Below are 19137 nucleotides of genomic sequence, written 5' to 3' on the forward strand. Positions count from 1 at the left end.
CACCACCGCCGAGACCACCGAACAGCGCGAGGCGACCGAACAGCACGTCACCGAGCTGCGCGCCCTCGCCGAACGCGAGACCGCCGAACAGCGCGCCCTCGCCGAGCGGGAGAGCACCGAACTGCGCGAGCTCGCCGACCGCGAGACCACCGAACAGCGCACCGCCGCCGAGGCGTACGCCGCCGACGTCCGGGCCAAGGCCGAACAGGCCGCCACCGAACTCACCGAACGCACCACCGCCGAGACCACCGAACAGCGCGAGGCGACCGAACAGCACGTCACCGAGCTGCGCGCCCTCGCCGAACGCGAGACCGCCGAACAGCGCGAGCTGGCCGAGCGGGAGACCGCCGAACTGCGCGAGGCGACCGAACAGCACGTCGCGGCCCAGCGTGCCGAGGCCGAGGAACTGGTGGAGGGCGCCCGGAGCGCCGCCGAGCAGCGCCAGGCCGAGGCCGCCCGGGACGCCAAGGCCGTCCGGGAGAAGGCCGCCGCCGAGCTGGCGTTCGCCGCCGAGCAGGCCGAGACGGTCCGCGCCGAGGCCGGCCGCGAGCTGTCCGAGGCCCGCGCCACCGCCGACGGCATCCGGGCCGAGGCCACCGCCGTCCTGGAGCAGGCCCGGGTCGACGGCGAGGAACTGGTCGCCGCCGCCGGCGTCGAGGGCGCCGCCCTGGTCGAGGCCGCCGAGGAGGAGGCCGCCGAGGTCCGCCAGTCGGTGGCCGGCATGCACGAGGCCGCCGCCGAGCAGATCGCCGAGCGGAAGGCCGCCGCCGAGCGGAAGGCCGCCGAGGTCCGCGACCGGGCCGAGCAGGCCGCCGCCGAACTGCGCGAGCTGGCCGAGCGCGAGACCGCCGAGCAGCGGGCCCTCGCCGACCACGAGACCGCCGAACTGCGCGCCCGCACCGACGCCGAGACCACCGCCCTGCGCGAGCTGACCGACCGCGAGCTGGCCGCCGAACGCGAGGCCCACGAGGCCGAGTTGGGCCGTCAGCGCGCCGAGGCCCAGGCCTACGACGAGCACCTGCGGGCGGAGGCCGACGCCGTTCTGCACGCGGCCCGGGAGAGCGCCGGGCAGCTGCGCGCGGACGCCGAGGCCCAGGCCGTCCGGACGATGGCCGCCGCCGACGAGCGCTCGGCCGGCCTGGTCGCCGACGCCGAGGAGCTGGCCGCCGCCCTGCGCGCCGAGGCCGAGGAGTACGCGCTCGCCACCCGCACCCTCGCCGACGAGTACGACGCCGCCGCCCACAGCCGCGCCGACGCGTACGACGCGGAGACCCGGGAGGCCGCCGAGCAGTTCGACAAGGCCACCCGCGAGCAGGCCAACTCCGTCCTGGAGAAGGCCTTCGCGGACGCCGAGTCGCTCGGCGAGGACGCCCAGACCACCGCACTGGCCACCACCGCCGCCGCCGAGGAGCAGGCGGACGCGATGGTCGCCGCCGCCCGCAAGGAGGCCGACCGGCTGGTCGCCGCCGGCGAGGCGGCCGGTCAGGCCGAGGTGGAAAAGGGCCGGTCCGACGCCGACACGCTGCTCGCCGAGGCCCGCCGGGACTCCACCGCGATCCGCGAGCGCGCCGAGGAGTTGCGCGAGCGCACCGACGCCGAGGTGGAGGCGCTGCACGAGCGCGCCCGCAAGGAGAACGCGGCGGCCATGAAGTCGGCCGGCGAGCGGGTCGACGCCCTGGTGACGGCCGCTCAGGAGCAGCTGACCGAGGCCGAGGAGCAGGCGGTGGCCACCGTCGCCGAGGCCGAGGACCGGGCGGCGGCGCTGGTCGCGGCCGCCGAGGACCGCGCGGGCGAGCTCACCTCGGAGGCGTCCGCGGAGGCCAGCAAGGTCCGGATCTCGGCCGTCCGCAAGGCCGAGGGGCTGCTGAAGGAGGCGGAGACCAAGCTCGCCGACTCCACCAGCCGCGCCGAGGCGCTGATCATCAAGGCCGAGGCCAAGCTCCAGTCGGCCGAGGCCGAGTCCGAGGAGCGGCTGGAGAACGCCGCCACCGAGGCCGAGAAGCGGCTGCGGGACGCCGACCGCGGCGCGGACGAGCAGGTCGAACTGGCCAAGGCGGAGGCCGAACGGCTGCTCGCCGAGGCACAGGCCGAGGCGAAGCGGGTCACCGACGAGGGCCGGCGCGAGCTGGACGAGCTGGTGCGGCGGCGCAAGGACATCAACACCGAGATCTCCAGGGTGCAGGACGTGCTGTCCGCGCTGGAGGCGTTCGAGGCACCGGCACCGGTCGCCCAGACCAACGGGGGAAGCAGCACCAAGAAGGACGGGGGTGCCAAGGCGGGTGCCGGAATTGGTTCCCCCCGGTCGGGCGGCAATCGTTCCAAGAACGCACCACCCGATTGAGCGGACATTGTCCGCGGGACGACGGCATCTCGCCGTCGACACTCCGGTACCGTGTCAGGATTCCCTCAACCACCTCAACGGTTTGACGACAGGAAGCCCAGAACCCCATGAGCGACAGTCACTCCCCTCACGGCTTCGACCTGGTGCGCCGTGGGTACGAGCGCGCCCAGGTCGACGAGCGGATCACCAAGCTGGTGGCCGACCGTGACAGTGCCCTGACCCGGATCAGCGCGCTCGAGAAGCGCATCGAGGAACTCCACCTGGAGACCCAGACCGCGCAGGCGGCGGTCACCGAGACCGAGCCCTCGTACGCCGGTCTCGGCGCCCGGGTCGAGAAGATCCTGCGACTGGCCGAGGAGGAGGCCAAGGACCTGCGCGACGAGGCGCACCGCGCCTCCGAGCAGCACCGCGAGCTCGCCGAGGCCGCTGCCCAGCAGGTCCGCACCGAGGCCGAGAACTACGCCAAGGACCGCAAGGCCAAGGCGGAGGACGAGGGTCTGCGGATCGTCGACAAGGCCAAGAGCGACAGCGCCCAGCTGCGCGCCGAGGCCAACAAGGACGCCCAGAACAAGCGCGAGGAGGCGGACGCCCTCTTCGAGGAGACCCGCACCAAGGCCGCCCAGGCCGCGCTGGAGTTCGAGACCAACCTGGCCAAGCGCCGCGAGCAGTCCGAGCGCGACCTGGCCGCCCGTCAGGCCAAGGCCGAGAAGCGCCTGGCCGAGATCGAGCACCGGGCCGAGCAGCTGCGCCTGGAGGCCGAGAAGCTGCGCACCGACGCCGAGCGCCGCGCCCGCCAGACCGTCGAGACGGCGCAGCGCCAGTCCGAGGACATCGTGGCGGACGCCAACGCCAAGGCCGACCGGATCCGCAGCGAGTCCGAGCGCGAGCTGGCGGCGCTCACCAACCGCCGCGACAGCATCAACGCCCAGCTGACCAACGTCCGCGAGATGCTGGCGACGCTGACCGGCGCGGCCGTGGCCGCCGCCTCGCTGCCGGGCGACGACACCATGGGCGTGCCCGCCCAGCAGTCGCGCTGACGCCGCCGCCGGGCGCCGGTGCCCGGCGGTACGTGCGGAACGGACGGCACGTCCGGAACAGCGGACAGGCCCTCACCCACCCGGGTGAGGGCCTGCCTTCTTTCCACCGTCATCATCTCGGGTGACCTGGGTGAGCGGGCGTCACCTGGGGTAGGCCCCGTCGGGCCGCTGGTGCCCGCTGCTGAGCTGGTTGCCCTCGTCGTCGGAGACGGTGCCGAACCACGAGGTGCACCAGACCGACACCGAGTCCGGCCAGTACTGGACCTCGAACGGGTGGCCGGAGCCGTGGTCCCCGTACGAGGTGACGATGAAGGTCTCGCCGGGGCGCAGCCAGTAGTCCTCGCCGAGCGGTTCCAGGGTCAGTTCGACCAGACCCTCGCCGCGGTTGGTCACGGGCATCCGGCCGGTCACCTCCAACGCCGAGAAGTCCCAGCCGGTCGATTCCTCCCTCATCCGGCCGCCACCCGGGCCAGCAGGTCGCGGACGGCGGCGTTGAACGCCTCCGGTGCCTCCAGGGCGCTCAGATGGCCCGCCCCGGGGATGACGGTCAGTTCGGCGTCCGGACGGGCCCGGAGCATCTGTTCGGCCTCCTCCGGTGCCACCAGGCCGTCCTGTGCGCCCACGACGACGGCGGTGGGCACCCGCAGCCCGGCCAGCACGTCCAGCGCGTCCGGCCGGGCCGCCATGGCCCGCTGGGCCCAGGCGACGGCGGCCGGCGACGCGGCGGCGACCAGCGACCGCACCCGCTCCACCAGGTGCGGCGAGTCCGGCCCCAGCTGCCCGGCGGCGACCTCCTCGTCGAGCAGTAGTTGGACGCTGCCCCGGGCGGTGACGGCGGCCGCGATCCGCTCCCGGTTGGCCCGGACGGCGTCGGTGTCGGCGGTGGCGCGGGTGCCGGCCAGCAGCAGTCCGGCCAGCCGGTCCGGGTGGCGGCGGGCGAAGGCCAGCGCCACGTAGCCGCCCATGGAGAGCCCGCCGACCACCGCGCGCTCGATCCCGGCCGCGTCCAGCAGCAGGGCGAGGTCGTCGGCGACCAGGTCCAGCGAGGGTTCGTCGGCCCCCAGCTCGGTGCCGCCGAAGCCGCGCTGGTCCGGGGCGAGCACCCGGGCCTCGTCGCCGGTCAGGCCGGGCAGCGCGTCCAGTTGGGCGGACCACATCGAGGCGTTCAACGGAAAGGCGTGCAACAGCACGAGGGGTGTTCCGGTGCCGCTCTCGCGGACGGACACTGCGGAGGGGGGCTGGGTCATGGGCCCACCGTATTCCGGCACGCCCGGCGGGCCCACTCAGCGGGCCGCGATATCCGCTTTGTCCCGGGGCCTGTCTCGTGGTTTCCGCCGGGCCCACGGCGCCCTGGCACGCACCTCGCCGCGTTGTCGTCAGTCGCCAATGCTCCGCAGTAGCTCCCTCCTCCGCCTTGCGATGCACGCACCCGGACGCCGCAGTCCGATCCGGCGCAAACCACGAGACAGGCCCTAACCTGACCAAAAGTAAGGGAGCGCGAATGATCGAGTTGCACGACCTGACGAAACGTTACGGCGGGACCCTCGCGGTGGACCGGCTCAGCTTCCAGGTCCCCCAGGGCGTGGTGACCGGATTCCTCGGCCCCAACGGCGCGGGCAAGTCCACCACCATGCGCATGATCCTCGACCTCGACCGCCCCACCAGCGGCCGGGTCACCATCGACGGCAAGCGCTACGGGCAGCTCAGCGAACCGCTCAAGTACATCGGCGCGCTGCTGGAGGCCAAGGCCGTCCACCCCGGCCGCACCGCCCGCGACCACCTGCTCTGGCTCGCCCAGAGCAACCGCATCCCGACCCGCCGGGTGGACGAGGTGCTCAGCCTGGTGGGCCTCACCCCGGTCGCCCGCAAGCGGGCCCGTGGCTTCTCGCTCGGCATGGGCCAGCGCCTGGGCATCGCCTCCGCCCTGCTCGGCGACCCGGAGATCGTCATGTTCGACGAGCCGGTCAACGGACTGGACCCGGAGGGCATCCTCTGGATCCGCAACCTGATGAAGCGGCTCGCCACCGAGGGCCGGACCGTCTTCGTCTCCTCCCACCTGATGAGCGAGATGGCCGTCACCGCCGACCACCTGGTGGTCATCGGCAAGGGCCGGCTGCTCGCCGACCTGCCGATGCCGGAGTTCATCCGGCGCAACTCCCGCTCCGCCGTCCGGCTGCGCACCCCGCACCCCGAGCGCCTGCTCGACGCCCTGTCCGGGGCCGGGCTCCGGCCCGAACCCGGGCCCGGCGGCTCCTACGAGGTGGTCGACGGCGATCTCGCCCGGCTCGGCGACCTGGCCGCGGCCCACGACGTCGTCCTGCACGAACTCAGCCCGCAGCAGGCCTCGTTGGAGGAGGCGTTCATGCAGATGACGGCCGACTCGGTGGAGTACCACGCGGGCGACGGCCCGGGCCGGGACGCGGCCGGCGCACCCGGCGTCTGGGGCGCCGAATGGAAGGCGGACGGCGCCCCGCGGACCGCGGCGGCCCGGCAGGAGGAGAACTGAGATGACGTCCTTCCCGGCGATCCTGCGCTCCGAGTGGACGAAGATCCGCAGCGTCCGCTCGACGATCTGGACGCTCGCGCTGACCTTCGTCGTCACCGTCGGCATCGGCGCGCTGCTGTCCCTGCTCACCAACAACAACTTCGGCGAGTTCCGGCGGGGCGACCAGGTCGTCTTCGACGCCACCGGCACGGCCTTCTCCGGCATCATGCTCGGCGAGCTCGCCATCATCGTGTTCGGCGTGCTGGCCATCGGCAACGAGTACAGCACCGGCATGATCCGGGTCACCCTGGCCGCCGTCCCGCAGCGCGGCACCCTGCTCACCGGCAAGGCGGTGGTGCTCGGCGCGATGGCCCTGGCGGTCTCGGTGGTGACGGCCTTCGTCACCTTCTTCACCGGCCAGGCGCTGCTCGGCTCGCACTCCACCAGCCTCGACCAACCGCACGTGCTGCGCGCGGTGTTCGGCGCCGCGCTGTACCTGACGATGCTCTGCCTGTTCTCGGCCGGCGTCACCACGATGCTGCACAGCCAGACGCTGGCGCTGGGCGTACTGGTCCCGTTCTTCTTCCTGCTCTCGCCGATCCTCTCGGCGGTGCCGAAGGTCAGGACCCTGGCCCACTACTTCCCGGACTACGCGGGCTCGCGGATGCTGCTGGTGTACGAGCAGCACGGTCAACCGTACGGGCCGTGGGAGGGCTTCGTGATCTGCCTGGCCTGGACGTTCGCCGCCCTGCTCGGCGGCGCGCTGGTGCTCAAGAACCGGGACGCCTAGGGACGCCTGGGGAGTGCTCAGTACCGCGGAGCGCCGCGGCCCCGCAGGACGTTGGAGGCCCGGCGCTCCCGCGCGCCCCAGCAGGCGCGGTGCCAGTGCCGCCGGTCGTCCACGCCCGCGCCGTGCATCGGCCAGGCCACCACGTGACCCATCCCGGGCGGGATCTCCTGGTCGCAGCCCGGGCACCGGTAGTGCCGCCCGGCCGTCCCGGCGACCGTCTGGACCACCCAGTCGTCGCCCTGGTGGCTCTCGGTGCGGCGCAGCGATCCGCCGAGCGGGGAGGCCTGCTCGGCGCTCCCGCCCGGCTCGGCGCTCTTGATCCGGTTGCGGCGCGGCGACACGTCGGACTACCTCTCTTCCGGGGTTTCGGGTCCGTTCCAGCCTACGGCCGGCCGCCCCTCCGACAGGCCACTATCACGGCATCGTCCGACGCTCCCGCGTTTTTGCCGAGATCCACCCGATCTTCGACGAAATCCGGGCTTCCGCGTGCCATTGGCACATGACATCGGATACCCACAAGGGGAACAGGCGGGGCCCGCAGACCCTGCGCGCACCCGAGGAGGCCCCACCATGACCAAGACCAGCGCCCGCGCCGAGACCCGTCGACCCGTCGGAGTCCGGCCGCCCACCACCGGGCCGGTGCTGACCTCGCCCGCCCCGGTCACGGCCGCGGCGGGCGAGCCGCTGCCCGTGCCGCAGCGGGCGGGCGCGCTCCCGCCGGACACCGCACCGGTGCGGGTCGGCGCGTTCCTGCTGTCCGCGCAGTTCCCCGGGCAGAGCCACCGCGAGGCGCTGGACCGCACCGTCCGGGCCGCCGTCGAGGCCGAACGCGCGGGCCTGGACAGCGTCTGGCTGGCCGAGCACCACTTCGTCCCGTACGGGGTCTGCCCCAACGCCGCCACGCTGGCCGCGCTGCTGCTCGGCCGTACCCGCCGGATCGGCGTCGGCACGGCGGTCAGCGTGCTCTCCACCGCCCACCCGGTGGCGCTCGGCGAGCAGGCCGCGCTGCTGCACCTCACCTCGGACGGGCGCTTCACGCTCGGGGTGGGCCGCGGCGGTCCCTGGATCGACCTGGACGTGTTCGGCGGCGGCGTGGACGCCTTCGAGAACGGCTTCCCGGAGCGGCTGGACCTGCTGCTGCGCTGGCTGCGCGGCTCCCGGGTCGGCGCGGACGGCCCGCAGTTCACCTTCCCCGAGGTGGCGGTGGTGCCGCGCGCCACCGAACCGGTGCGCCGGTCCGGACTGGGCAGCTGGCTCGGTCTCGGCGAGCCGTCCGGCCCGGTGCGCTTCCCGCGTCAGCGCCAGGACGTCGAGGGCGTCGGTGGGGGCGTCGGTGAGGAACTCGACCCGGCCGGGCGGCCGGTGGCCGGCCCGCCGATGGTGGTCGCGTGCACCTCGCCGAACGGGGTGCGACTGGCCGCCGAACGCGGCCTGCCGATGCTGCTCGGCATGCACTCCGGCGACGACGACAAGCTGCGCATGCTGGCGCTGTACCGCAGCGCCTGGCTGGCCGCCGGGCGCGGCGAGGAGCAGCTGCGCCGGGTGAACCGCCAGCACGTCGCGGCCGGGGTGGCCCAGGTCGACGACCGCACCTCGGCGGCCCGCGCCACCCTGCTGAACGCCATGCCGGGCTGGTTCGAGTACGGGCTCGGCGCCCACCGCACCGTGGACGGCCGGGAGCGCACGATGCGCGACCCGCGCGAGTACACCGAACTCCTCTGCGACCTGCACGCGGTGGGCACGCCGCGGCAGTGCGCCGACCGGCTGCTGGCCACCGCCGAGCGGACCGGAATCCGCCGCTTCGCGCTGCTCGCGGAGGGCAGCGGCGACCACGAGGCGACCCTGCACAACATCGCCCGGCTCGGCTCCGAGGTGCTGCCGCAGCTGGGGTGAGCCCGGGAGCGGAGCGGCCGGGCCCGGTCCGGGCCGCCGCCCCTCCCCTCGCACCGGGGGACGGGGGCGGCCCGACGACCTTCCGGGCCACTGCGACCCGGCATCGGCGGTGCTGCCGGGTCAGCAGTCCCGCAGTTCCTCGGACTGGTTGAGCAACTGCTCCCGGACCGAGGTGAAGCGTGCGTGCCGTGCCTCGTTGGCGTCCGACGGCAGGAAGACCGCCACCCGGTGACAGTTCTGGAAGGCCAGCCGCACCCCGAAGTGCCGCTGCAGGGCCCCCCGGATGGCGTCGCTGGCAAGGGCCCGCAGGAGCTGGCCGCGGGCCTGCTCGCTGGGCGGCGGTACCTGGTTGTCGGCGAAGTCGGTACCGTCGACCTTCGCCTGGGCGACCAGCGAGCTGATCAGGTCCCAGGCGTACGGCAGCGAGACGCGGACGCAGTCGACGAATTCCCGCTCGTCGACCTCGCCCCGCTCGGCCTTTTCCAGCAGGGCCGGTGAGACGTCGAGCGACATGGATTCTCCTCTCGCGGTCCACCCGCGCGGCGCCCGGGTGGTCGTGCGTAGTCCAAGCTCACAGTGAGGGTGGGCGGATCGCGCGGGGTGTCCGGAACGCCGTGGAACGGGCGTTTTTGACACCCTGCGAAGGCGGCGGCACCACGGGACGTGACGTCCCGGACACCGACCGCGCTCGGAACAGCGTGGCAGTCAACGGCGGGACGGGCCGGTCATTCCTGTGGATTGCTTCGGAAATACGCGGCGGTGCACCACATTGGCCGGATCCCGTCGGATCGTTCATCTGAAGTCTCCGTCCCCGTTGACAGCGATCCCGCACGCGTGCCGTCACGTACGGTAGCGACCCCAGGGGATGGGCGCCAGACCGCGACGGGCGGTGAGCGGAATTGCCGAACCTCCATGTTCGCGGGGTTCCCGGTTTCTTCACCCGGTCGTCGTGGAATCGCATCAACTGGCCCCGGTGGGCTAGCGTGGTCGACCGTGCGTCTCGTAATTGCCCGCTGCTCAGTCGACTATGCCGGTCGGCTCTCCGCCCATCTGCCCTCCGCCACCAGGCTCATCCTGGTCAAGGCCGACGGCAGCGTCAGCATCCACGCCGACGACCGCGCCTACAAGCCGCTCAACTGGATGTCCCCGCCGTGCGCGCTCAAGGAGGCGGACGGGGTCTGGACGGTGGAGAACAAGGCCGGCGAGAAGCTCATCATCACGCTGGAGGAGGTGCTGCACGACTCCTCCCACGAACTCGGGGTGGACCCGGGCCTGATCAAGGACGGCGTCGAGGCGCACCTCCAGGAGCTGCTCGCGGACCGGATGGAGGTGCTCGGCGCCGGCTGGTCCCTGATCCGCCGCGAGTACCCCACCGCGATCGGCCCGGTCGACATCCTCTGCCGCGACTCGGACGGTGCCACGGTGGCCGTCGAGATCAAGCGCCGCGGTGAGATCGACGGCGTCGAGCAGCTCACCCGCTACCTCGAACTCCTCAACCGGGACCCGCTGTTGGCCCCGGTCAAGGGCATCTTCGCCGCCCAGGAGATCAAGCCCCAGGCCCGCGTGCTGGCCACCGACCGGGGCATCGGCTGCGTGGTGCTGGACTACGACGAGCTGCGCGGCATCGACGACGACAAGCTCAAGCTGTTCTGACCGGTCAGCTCGCGGACGGCGAGGGCGTCGTCGGCGGGGGGCTGGACGTCCCGCTCGTGGGGCCCGTCGTGGCGGGCGGCGGTGTGGTCGCGGTCGCCGAGGGCGGCGTGGTCGACGGCTTCGACGGGGGCGGCGTGCTGGTGCCTCCGCCGGGCTGAGTGCCCCCGGAGTTGCCGCCGCCACCGCTGCCGCCGGTGCCACCACCACTGCCGCCGCCGGTGCCACCCGGCGGCGGGCCGGACTGCTGGGCCGGCGGCTGCGACTGTCCCGGTGCGGGCGGCTGCGGCTGCTGCGACTGCTCGGTGGTCCCCGCGCTCTCGCTCGCCCCGCGGCTCGGCTTCTTCGACGCGCTCGGCGAGTGCGACGCGCCGCCGCTCGCCGGCGGCTCCGGGCTGGTCCCGCCCGCCGCCGGACCGCCCCCCGCGTCCGTCCCCGGCGCCCCCGCCCCTGGCGCCCCCGTACCGGTGGCACCGGTGCCGGCGGTCGGGACACCGACGTGCGGCGACGGGAGCGGACCGCCCTGCCCGCCGTCGGGGTCGTCGAGCCGGGTGTGCGGGTCGTTGCCCGGGTGCTGCTCCGGACCGGTGGCGCTCATCGCCACCGCCGTCCCGAGCGCCCCGAGCGCGAGGACGGCCGCCGACGCGGCGATCACCCGGCGCCTCGTCCCGGAGCGCAGGCGGGCCGGCACCTTGGCTATCGCGCGGATGACGGGCCGCCGCACCGGCGCCGGCCCGGGGGACGCCGCGGGCGGCAGCTGCCGCCCGTCGGCGCGCAGCAGGTCCAGCATCCGGCCGGCCGCCGCGACGCCGCGCTGCTCGCCGGCGGCGGACCGCAGGGTGAGCGCCGTCTCCAGCTCGGCCATCGCCCGGGACGGCTCCCGGACGCAGAACGCGTGCACGCCCGCCTCGTGGTGGAACCAGGCCTGGTCGGTGCCGGAGCCCGTCCGGCGGGCCGCCTCCAGCCCCAGCTGCAGGACCCGCTCCCAGGCGCCCCAGCGCAGCGCCAGTGCCAGCGCGGGCGCGGCGGCCCTGGCCAGGCGCACGACGGCGTCGTGCCGGCCGGCCGCCCGGTCCGCGACCAGCACGCCGACCACCACCTCCGCCTCGGCCGCGACCTGTTCCAGCGACACCGAGCTGTGCCCGACCCACCAGGCGAAGTGCTGGGCGGCGCCGTCCAGGCAGCCGCGGGCCGGCCAGTGCGGGGCGAGCAGGTCCAGCACCCCGGCGGTCAGCCGGTGGTGCCCGCCGATGGACACCGCCAGCCCGGCGTCGGCGAGTTCGGCGAGGGCGCTCTCGCCCTGGCCGACGTCGATCAGCGCGGGCAGGTGCGGCGCGGTGGGGCACTCGCCGCCGAGCGCGACGGCGAGCCTCAGGACGGCCTGGGCGGGCTCGCTCAGCCCCTCCGCGAGCCGGACGGCGGGTGAGGCGGTCTCGGCGACGGACGGCAGCGGGACGGTGCGGCGCAGCGCGTTCTCGCGGACGGCCGGGTCGGGGTCGTGGACGGGCTCCTCGACCGCGCCGAAGACCCCCATCCGGTCCTCCTCGGCGGCGACCAGCGCGTCCACCGCGACGTCCCGCTGGCGCAGCAGCGCGGCGGCCTGGACGAAGCGCAGCGGCAGTCCCTCGGACTCGAACCAGAGGTCGACCGCCCAGGCCTTCTCCTCGACGTCCAGCGGCCGCCCGGCCTGGCGGGCGGCGAGGGCGAGGCAGGCGGAGCGGGAGAGCCCGGCGACCAGGTGGTCCTGCAAGCGGGAGCCGGGCGACGGCGCCGGGCTCCCGGGGGCGGCGGAGATCAGGAAGGCGCAGCCGGGGGCGAGGGCGAGCAGGTCCTCCAGTTCGGCGCCGGACTGCTCCGCGCCGTCGACGACCACGATCGCGCCGACCTCGGCGAGGTGCACGGCCAGCTGGCCCGGGTCGGGCCGGTAGCCGGGGGCGTGGTGAGTGGCCGCGAAGAGGTCCTGGAGCAGGTCGGCGGCGGTGCGGCGGTGCCCGCAGAGCTGGACGACGCCGCCGGGGGCGAGGTCGGCGGCGGCCTCGGCGACGGCCGACAGCAGCGCGCTGCGGCCCGAGCCGGCCTGGCCGACCAGGCGTATCGAGCGGCCCTCGGCGAGCAGGCCGAGGAGTTCGGCGACGTCGGCCTCGCGGTCGAGCAGCGGCAGGTCGGCGGGCCCGGCGCCGAGGGCGAGCGGGCCGACCGCGCGGCCGACGCCGCCGACCGGGCCCCGGGCGGGCTCGCTGCGCTCGATCCGGCGCGGGCGGGGCCGCCACTCCTCGGGGCAGGGCCTGACCTCGGAGCCGTCCGGGGCGCCGACGCCGACCAGCAGGGCGCCGGAGACGAGTTCGCCGCCTCGGGTGCGGGCGGCCTCCTGCCGGAACTCCCCGGTTGGCTGTGCCACGTTCTGCTCCGCATCCTGCTCGGCCGCCGGCGTCCCGCGCCGGCCGGCTGACGTCTCGGTCGCGGCCGCGCGCGGGCTGGGGGCAGCTGGCTGAGGCGGCCGTCATCTGACGGGCAGACTCTTGCACATCCGGGCCCGCCCGCGCAGGGGCGGCCCGGTCGGGGGCCGGACGACGGCCGATCAGAGCCAGCTCGGAGCCCGGTCGGAGCCGGACGAGGACCGGTCGGGGAGGGGGCGGGGAGCGGGCGGGGAGCGGGCGGGGAGCGGGCGGGGAACGAACGAAGGCAGCGGACGAACGAAGGCAGGACCGGACAGGCCCTAGAGGGCGATCCCCTGGGCCTCGGTGACGCCGTCCACGGCCAGGATGCGGTGCAGCTTGGTGGCCACCAGCAGCCGCTGGAGCTGGGCCGGGACGGAGCGCAGCACCAGCCGGCGGCCGATCCGGCCGGCCCGGCGGTGGGTGCCCATGATCACGCCGAGGCCGGTGGCGTCCCAGAACTCCAGCCGGGCGAGGTCGAGCACGAGGTCGCCGAGGCCGCCGTCCACGGCCTGGTGCAGCTGGGCGCGCGCATCGGCGGCGGTGCGCACGTCGAGGCGGCCTTCGATGGCCAGCGCCCTGTGGTCGCCGGTGATGCGCATGCTCTCCTCCTTCGCCTGACCGGTCCGGTACGGGGGTGGTCCGACCCGGCCGTGCCGGGTCCGGGGGGTGGGGGTGTCCATCCGGGCGGGCCGTGGCCCCTCACCCGGGTCCGGTCGCAGCCTCGTCGTGCTGGGCCGGGTCTCCCTCTTCTGACGGCGAACCAGCAGCGCAGGTTGCTGGTTCCGGCCAGATCTGAAGCAACTTCACTCGTCCGAGGGAATATACGCAGTCAGTCTCCACACCTACGCTCGATTACCGCCCAAATCACCCGTCTGCGGCACCTGGCGTGAGGAAACTCACCCGCCCCCGGCCGGGCGGGCCGTACGGTGTTCGGCCGTACGGCCCGCCCGGTCGCCGAGCGTCGTCGTTCACCCGTTCCGGCGGGGGCTCACTTGCCCTCGTACGGGTAGAAGCCGCGGCCGCTCTTGCGGCCGAGATCGCCGGCGGTGACCATGCGCGCCATGATCTCCGGGGCGGCGAACTTCTCGTCCTGGGTCTCGTCGTAGATGTTGCGGGCGGCGTGCAGCAGGATGTCCACGCCGGTCAGGTCGGCGGTCTCCAGCGGGCCCATCGGGTGGCCGAAGCCGAGGCGGCAGGCGGTGTCGATGTCCTCGGCGGTGGCGACGCCCGACTCGTACAGCTTGGCGGCCTCGACGACCAGCGCGGTGATCAGGCGGGTGGTGACGAAGCCGGCCACGTCCCGGTTGACCACCACGACGTCCTTGCCGACGCCCTCGGCGAAGGCGCGGGCGGCGGCCAGGGTCTCGTCGCTGGTCTTGTAGCCGCGGACCAGCTCGACCAGCTTCATCAGCGGCACCGGCGAGAAGAAGTGCACGCCGACGACCGACTCGGGGCGGCGGGTGGCGGCGGCGATCCGGGTGATCGGGATGGCGGAGGTGTTGGAGGCCAGTACCGCGCCGTCCTTGGCGAGCTTGTCGAGCTCCCGGAAGACGCCCTCCTTGACCTCGAACTGCTCGAACACGGCCTCGACCACGATGTCGGCCTCGGCGACGGCGCCCAGGTCGGTGGTGGTGGTGATCCGGCCCAGCGCGGCCTCGGCGTCCTCGGCGCTCAGCCGGCCCTTGGCGACGAACTTCGCGTAGGAGGCGCGGATGCCCGCGAGACCGCGCTGCAGGGCCTCCTCGGTGACGTCCCGCAGCACCACCGGGTGGCCGGCCTGCGCGGACACCTGGGCGATGCCGGCGCCCATCAGGCCGGCACCGATCACGGCGATCTGCTTGCTGGACGCATTGCTCATGGCTGGGTCTCCCGATGCCGTCGCCGCCCTGGGGCGGGCCCTGAAGGCGGCTCAGGGCAGGGGTCACCGCCGGAGAGCCGCGTCGCTCGTTGCCGGGACTCTAATGCCCAATCCGGCCCCGTGGTGTCAATCGGGAGTGTGATCTGCGCCCGACCTGGTCGGGCGACCCAGACCTGCCGTGACCAGCCGATCAGACCGGCCGATCGGCCCGTCCGACCGGACCGTCAGACGGTCAGCCCGAGGTCCTGCGCCAGGATCGCCGCCTGCACCCGGTTGCGCAGCCGCAGCTTCGCCAGGATCCGGCTGACGTGCGTCTTGGTGGTCGCCTCCGCCATCTCCAGCCGGGCCGCGATCTCCCCGTTGGACAGCCCGGCCCCGATGCAGGCCAGCACCTCCCGCTCACGCGGGGTCAGTCCGGCCACCGCCTCCCTGGCTTCCGGCCCGACCGCCCGGTCCGGCCGGGCGAAGGCGCCGATCAGCCGCCTGGTCACCGAGGGCGCCAGCATGCCGTCCCCGCGCGCCACCGTCCGGACGCCCTCGACCAGGGTGTCCGCCTCCAGGTCCTTGAGCAGGAACCCGGCCGCGCCGGCCCGCAGCGCGCCGTAGACGTACTCGTCCAGGTCGAAGGTGGTCAGCACGAGCACCTGGCCGGCGCCGGCGGCGACCACCTGCCTGGTCGCCGAGACGCCGTCCAGCCGGGGCATCTGCACGTCCATCAGCACCACGTCGGGCCGTAGCTCCAGCGCCAGCCGGACGGCCTCCTCGCCGTCGGCGGCCTGCCCGACCACCTCGATGTCCGGCTCGGCCCGCAGGATCATCACCAGCGCCGCCCGTACCGCCGCCTGGTCCTCGGCCACCAGCACCCGGATCGTCATGCCCCTGCCCCGCTCTCCCGCCCGCGCGGCAGTACCGCGCGCACGCTCCAGTAGTCGTTCCGCGGCCCCGCCTCGAAGCTGCCGCCGAGCAGCCCGGCCCGCTCCGCCATGCCGACCAGCCCGGCCCGGGCGCCGGGCAGTTCGCGGCCCGGTCCGTGCCGGTACGGGCTGTCGACGGCGATCCGCAGTTCCTCGGGGCCGAACTCCAGCCGCACGCTGACCAGTCCGGGCCCGGCGTGCTTGAGCGCGTTGGTCAGCGACTCCTGGACGATCCGGTACGCGGCCAGCCGGACCGGCACCGGGACCTCCCCGCGCTCGCCCCGCTCGGCGAGTTCGAAGTCCAGCCCGACGTCCTGGCCGGCCGCCCGGGCCTTGGCCAGCAGGGCGTCCACGGCGGCCAGGTCGGGCGCCGCGTACGACTCGTCCGCCTCTCCCCCGCCGCTGTCGCGCAACAGTCCGATCATGCGACGCATTTCGGCCAAACCCTGGACGCTGCTCTCCCGGATCACCGCCAGCACCTCCACCAGCGGGTCGTCCCCGGCCAGCCGACGACGCCGGGCGACGGACTGCGCGCCGGTCGCGTGGATCGCGATCGCCGACAGGTGGTTGGCCACCACGTCGTGCAACTCCCTTGCCATCCTCGCGCGTTCGGCGACGACGGCCTCACGCCGGTCCATCTCCGAGAGCAGCGCGGTCTGTTCGGCCCGCAGCCGCTCGCTCACCGCCCGGTCGCGGTGCTTGCGGACCACGTCCCCGGTCCAGACCGGCGCCAGGTAGATCAGCACGGTGAGCACCACCACCGCCACCGCGTTCGAGGCGTCGCTGTAGATCAGCACCAGGGTGGACAGCACCAGCACCGAGCCCGTGCCGGTCAGGTGCAGGATCCGGGACATCCTCGGGGTGCCGTAGAGCACCGCCGCGTAGAGCAGGTCGGTGTACATCAGGCTGGTCGCCAGCAGGGCGCCGGTGAAGATGCCGTACCCGAAGGCGAGCCCGCCCAGCGTCGTGGTGAGCACCGGCCTGGTCCGGCGGAACAGCTCCAGCACCGCCAGCACCAGCAGCGCCGGCAGCACGGCCCAGCGCGAGATCCGCGCGGAGTTGTCGTAGACCTGGAGCGCGATCAGCAGCGCCCCGCCGAGCAGACCGAGCAGGGCGATCCCCCGGTCCTCCTGGCGCGGGGTGAGGGTCGGTCTCAGCACACCTCCATCTCACCATCCCCGGGCGCCGGCCGACTCCGGTCGCCGGAGGAGCCGCCGTACATCGAAAGGTGCAGGCCGGGACGGCACCCGGCGACGACGACGCGGCCACGCCCGCGCGCCAGGCTGGAGGCAACCGCCGACCGCCCGGGAGCACAGCGTGATCGTCACCCTCATCGTCGCGGCCGAGATCTCCTTCTGGATCCTGCTCGGCCTCGGTCTCACCGCCCGCTACCTGCTGCGGTGGCGCCGCACCAGCACCGCCCTGCTGGTCGGCCTGCCGGTGGTGGACCTCACCCTGTACGTACTCACCGTGCTCGACCTGCGCGGCGGCGCCGCCGCGAGCTGGACGCACGCACTCGCGGCGAGCTACGCGGGCTTCTCGATCGGGTACGGGCCCTCGCTGGTCCGCTGGGCCGACCGGCACTTCATGCACCGCTTCGCCGGCGGCCCCAAGCCGCCGCGCTCACCCAAGTACGGCCTGGCGCGGTCCCGGTACGAGTGGCAGATCTGCCGCCGCACGGTGGTCTCGGCCGTGATCACGCTGAGCCTGATCACCCTGCTGGTGCCGCTGTCGGGAGGCTCCGCGCACTTCGACACCTTCCTCCAGTGGTACCTCAAGCTGGGCATCGCCGCCGTGGTCAACGTGGTCATCGCCGTCAGCTACACGCTCTGGCCGAAGCAGCCGCCGGCCGGCGAGCAGGACGCGGACGACCCGATCGCCGAGCAGCCCGTCGCCGGCGTCCCGCAGAAGCGGCTCTGAGGGACCGCTAGCGGTTCTCGCCCGGCACCCAGAGCACGTCGCCGCGCTCCTTGTTGGCCGCCCGGGCCAGGATGAACAGCAGGTCGGAGAGCCGGTTGAGGTACTTCGCGGTCAGCGGGTTGACGCTGTCCCCGTACTCCGCGATCGCCGCCCAGGTGGCCCGCTCGGCCCGCCGCACCACCGTGCAGGCCAGGTGCAGGTAGGCCGCGCCGGGCGTACCGCCGGGAAGGATGAAGCTGCGCAGCTTCTCCAACTGCTCCAGGTAGTGGTCGCAGTCCCCCTCCAGCCGGTCGACGTACGACGGCAGCACCCGCAGCGGCGGGTACTTCGGGTCCTCGACCACCGGCGTGGACAGGTCCGCGCCGACGTCGAACAGGTCGTTCTGGATCCGGACGAGCACCGTGACGACGTCCTCGGGCAGCGATCCGGCGGCGACGGCCACGCCGATCGCCGCGTTCGCCTCGTTGGTGTCGGCGTACGCCACCAGGCGGGGATCGGTCTTGGTGGTCCGGCTCATGTCGCCGAGCGCGGTGGTGCCGTCGTCGCCGGTACGGGTGTAGATGCGCGTCAGATTGACCATGCGGCCAGCGTAGCCGGACGGGTTGGGCGGCGTTGACCCCTAGCGGGACCCCCCTCGACGATCGCCGCTACGCGACGTTCACCCTCTGCCCGGGCGGGGCGGCCTCCAGCCAGGCGAGGAAGCCGGTGAGCGCGTCCTCGCTCATCGCCAGCTCCAGCGGCTCCCCGTTGTGCAGGCAGCGCAGCACCACCGAGCCGGAGAGCAGGGCGAGCTCCTCCTGGCCCTCCGGGTAGCGCCGGCCGAGCACCTCGATCTCCCGGCGCGGCAGCACCCTGCGCGGGCGCGGGGCGTACGAGAAGACCCGGAACCACTCGATCGAGTCACCGCTGTAGCGGCCGATACCAAAAACCCACCCCTTGCCGTCGGTCTGGGGGACCGGGGCCGAGGTGGGTTTGCCGTTCTCGTCGAGGTCGGGCTGCGTCGAGGCGTCGGCGGGCATTTTGAGTCGGTAGCTGCAGTCGAACGTGCCGCCGACCCGCTGGATCAGGCGGCGTCGTACCGCGAACGCCACCAGGCCGATCACACCCAGCGCCACGACCGCCGCACACACCACAAGCGCGAGGACCATGCTCACCTACCTCCTCGCTACCCGCGTTCCCCGTATCGGTCGTATCAAGCGACCGCGTTGACCTACCAACTACGACGACAGTCCCGGGGTCACGCTCACGCGTCCCCGGGACCGTCGGTCGACCCCGCTGAACCAGGGTCTCGGCGCACTCAGGCGTGGGCCTTGAGGCCGCGCGCCGCGAACAGGCGGACCTCGGCGCGCCGCTCGGCGTGCTCGTCCAGGCCCGACTTGGCCTGCTCCAGCGCGCGCTCGGCGCGGGCGACGTCGATCTCGTCCGCCAGCTCGGCGATCTCCGCGAGCAGAGACAGCTTGTTGTCGGCGAAGGAGATGAAGCCGCCGTGCACCGCGGCGATCACGGTGCCGCCGTCCGTCGTGCGAATGGTGACCGGACCGGTCTCCAGCACACTCAGCACCGGGGTGTGACCCGGCATGATGCCGGTGTCGCCGGAGGCCGTACGGGCGACGACGATGGTGGCCGCACCGGACCACACCTTGCGGTCGGCTGCGACCAGCTCGACGTGCAGCTCAGCCAACGTGGGCTCCTAGGCTCATGCAACCCCCGATTACTCGGGAGTTTCGGTAAGAATAACGGCCGCGCGCCTCCGGCATGAAACCGGCGGCACGGATTTGACCGGAATCACAGCCGATGCGACGCGAGGGGTG

The 19137-nt window shown here is 73.8% G+C and carries 18 protein-coding genes and 1 pseudogene; 7 read left to right on the forward strand and 12 right to left on the reverse strand.

Translation table 11 applies throughout. The features are described from left to right. Positions 1-2341, forward strand: a pseudogene (locus ACIQVZ_RS16690) (hypothetical protein); the annotation flags it as partial. A 107-nt stretch (positions 2342-2448) separates the two neighbouring features. Beyond that, the gene (locus tag ACIQVZ_RS16695; RefSeq protein WP_350879583.1) at positions 2449-3378 is read left to right on the forward strand and encodes a cellulose-binding protein; all 930 of its coding nucleotides are present in this window, start codon (positions 2449-2451) and stop codon (positions 3376-3378) included. Between the two features lie 141 nt (positions 3379-3519). Here the strand turns inward: ACIQVZ_RS16695 and ACIQVZ_RS16700 are convergent, their stop codons facing one another. Together ACIQVZ_RS16700 and ACIQVZ_RS16705 are read right to left on the reverse strand one after the other, a co-directional pair. Then, complete coding sequence (locus tag ACIQVZ_RS16700; RefSeq protein WP_350879584.1) at positions 3520-3831, reverse strand: hypothetical protein; 312 nt, start codon at positions 3829-3831, stop codon at positions 3520-3522. Further along, on the reverse strand, positions 3828-4625 hold the full coding sequence (locus ACIQVZ_RS16705; RefSeq protein WP_350879585.1) for an alpha/beta hydrolase: 798 nt from the start codon (positions 4623-4625) through the stop codon (positions 3828-3830). The genes ACIQVZ_RS16700 and ACIQVZ_RS16705 overlap by 4 nt, the downstream gene beginning before the upstream one ends. A 254-nt stretch (positions 4626-4879) precedes the next feature. On the opposite strand from ACIQVZ_RS16705, the gene ACIQVZ_RS16710 reads away from it, so the two are divergent. Together ACIQVZ_RS16710 and ACIQVZ_RS16715 are read left to right on the forward strand one after the other, a co-directional pair. Beyond that, the gene (locus tag ACIQVZ_RS16710) at positions 4880-5884 is read left to right on the forward strand and encodes an ABC transporter ATP-binding protein (RefSeq protein ID WP_350879586.1); all 1005 of its coding nucleotides are present in this window, start codon (positions 4880-4882) and stop codon (positions 5882-5884) included. 1 nt (position 5885) lies between these two features. Beyond that, positions 5886-6653, forward strand: coding sequence for an ABC transporter permease subunit (locus tag ACIQVZ_RS16715; RefSeq protein WP_402450612.1), 768 nt, complete (start codon positions 5886-5888; stop codon positions 6651-6653). A 17-nt stretch (positions 6654-6670) separates the two neighbouring features. Here the strand turns inward: ACIQVZ_RS16715 and ACIQVZ_RS16720 are convergent, their stop codons facing one another. After that, positions 6671-6994, reverse strand: a complete 324-nt coding sequence (locus tag ACIQVZ_RS16720; protein ID WP_350879588.1) for an ATP/GTP-binding protein — start codon at positions 6992-6994, stop codon at positions 6671-6673. Positions 6995-7385: 391 nt separating this feature from the next. Here ACIQVZ_RS16720 and ACIQVZ_RS16725 point away from each other — a divergent pair, with 391 nt between their 5' ends. Beyond that, positions 7386-8546, forward strand: coding sequence for an LLM class flavin-dependent oxidoreductase (locus ACIQVZ_RS16725; protein WP_402450733.1), 1161 nt, complete (start codon positions 7386-7388; stop codon positions 8544-8546). 120 nt (positions 8547-8666) lie between these two features. On the opposite strand, the gene ACIQVZ_RS16730 is transcribed toward ACIQVZ_RS16725, so the two are convergent. Beyond that, positions 8667-9059, reverse strand: coding sequence for an SCO5389 family protein (locus ACIQVZ_RS16730; RefSeq protein WP_063347790.1), 393 nt, complete (start codon positions 9057-9059; stop codon positions 8667-8669). Positions 9060-9539: 480 nt separating this feature from the next. On the opposite strand from ACIQVZ_RS16730, the gene nucS reads away from it, so the two are divergent. Further along, on the forward strand, positions 9540-10199 hold the full coding sequence (gene nucS / locus ACIQVZ_RS16735; RefSeq protein ID WP_280676005.1) for an endonuclease NucS: 660 nt from the start codon (positions 9540-9542) through the stop codon (positions 10197-10199). Positions 10200-10203: 4 nt separating this feature from the next. Here the strand turns inward: nucS and ACIQVZ_RS16740 are convergent, their stop codons facing one another. From ACIQVZ_RS16740 to ACIQVZ_RS16760, 5 genes are all read right to left on the reverse strand, one after another. Next, positions 10204-12594, reverse strand: a complete 2391-nt coding sequence (locus ACIQVZ_RS16740) for an ATP-binding protein (protein ID WP_402450616.1) — start codon at positions 12592-12594, stop codon at positions 10204-10206. A 318-nt stretch (positions 12595-12912) separates the two neighbouring features. Next, positions 12913-13233 (reverse strand): STAS domain-containing protein, encoded by a 321-nt coding sequence (locus tag ACIQVZ_RS16745; protein ID WP_350879590.1) that lies wholly within the window; start codon positions 13231-13233, stop codon positions 12913-12915. Between the two features lie 389 nt (positions 13234-13622). Then, positions 13623-14492 (reverse strand): 3-hydroxyacyl-CoA dehydrogenase family protein, encoded by an 870-nt coding sequence (locus ACIQVZ_RS16750; RefSeq protein WP_350879591.1) that lies wholly within the window; start codon positions 14490-14492, stop codon positions 13623-13625. A gap of 224 nt (positions 14493-14716) precedes the next feature. Next, positions 14717-15367: a response regulator transcription factor gene (locus ACIQVZ_RS16755; protein ID WP_350879592.1), complete on the reverse strand. Its 651-nt coding sequence runs from the start codon at positions 15365-15367 to the stop codon at positions 14717-14719. After that, a complete protein-coding gene (locus ACIQVZ_RS16760) occupies positions 15364-16566 on the reverse strand; it encodes a sensor histidine kinase (RefSeq protein WP_402450620.1) in 1203 nt (400 codons plus the stop codon). The genes ACIQVZ_RS16755 and ACIQVZ_RS16760 overlap by 4 nt, the downstream gene beginning before the upstream one ends. A 157-nt stretch (positions 16567-16723) precedes the next feature. On the opposite strand from ACIQVZ_RS16760, the gene ACIQVZ_RS16765 reads away from it, so the two are divergent. Beyond that, positions 16724-17326 carry a hypothetical protein gene (locus tag ACIQVZ_RS16765; protein WP_402450622.1) on the forward strand — a complete coding sequence of 201 codons (603 nt, stop codon included), beginning with the start codon at positions 16724-16726 and terminating at the stop codon, positions 17324-17326. A 7-nt stretch (positions 17327-17333) separates the two neighbouring features. Here ACIQVZ_RS16765 and ACIQVZ_RS16770 read toward each other — a convergent pair whose 3' ends face one another. The 3 genes from ACIQVZ_RS16770 to ACIQVZ_RS16780 all read right to left on the reverse strand — a co-directional run bounded on the left by ACIQVZ_RS16770 (position 17334) and on the right by ACIQVZ_RS16780 (position 19007). Further along, positions 17334-17906 (reverse strand): cob(I)yrinic acid a,c-diamide adenosyltransferase, encoded by a 573-nt coding sequence (locus ACIQVZ_RS16770; protein WP_350879595.1) that lies wholly within the window; start codon positions 17904-17906, stop codon positions 17334-17336. A gap of 67 nt (positions 17907-17973) precedes the next feature. Further along, a complete protein-coding gene (locus tag ACIQVZ_RS16775; protein WP_063347798.1) occupies positions 17974-18474 on the reverse strand; it encodes a DUF2550 domain-containing protein in 501 nt (166 codons plus the stop codon). A gap of 149 nt (positions 18475-18623) precedes the next feature. Next, entirely contained in the window at positions 18624-19007 is a 384-nt protein-coding gene (locus ACIQVZ_RS16780; RefSeq protein ID WP_350879596.1) for a F0F1 ATP synthase subunit epsilon, read from the reverse strand. Between the last annotated feature and the right edge of the window lie 130 nt (positions 19008-19137).

Source organism: Kitasatospora sp. NPDC098663 (genome assembly GCF_044760075.1).
GTDB lineage: Bacteria > Actinomycetota > Actinomycetes > Streptomycetales > Streptomycetaceae > Kitasatospora.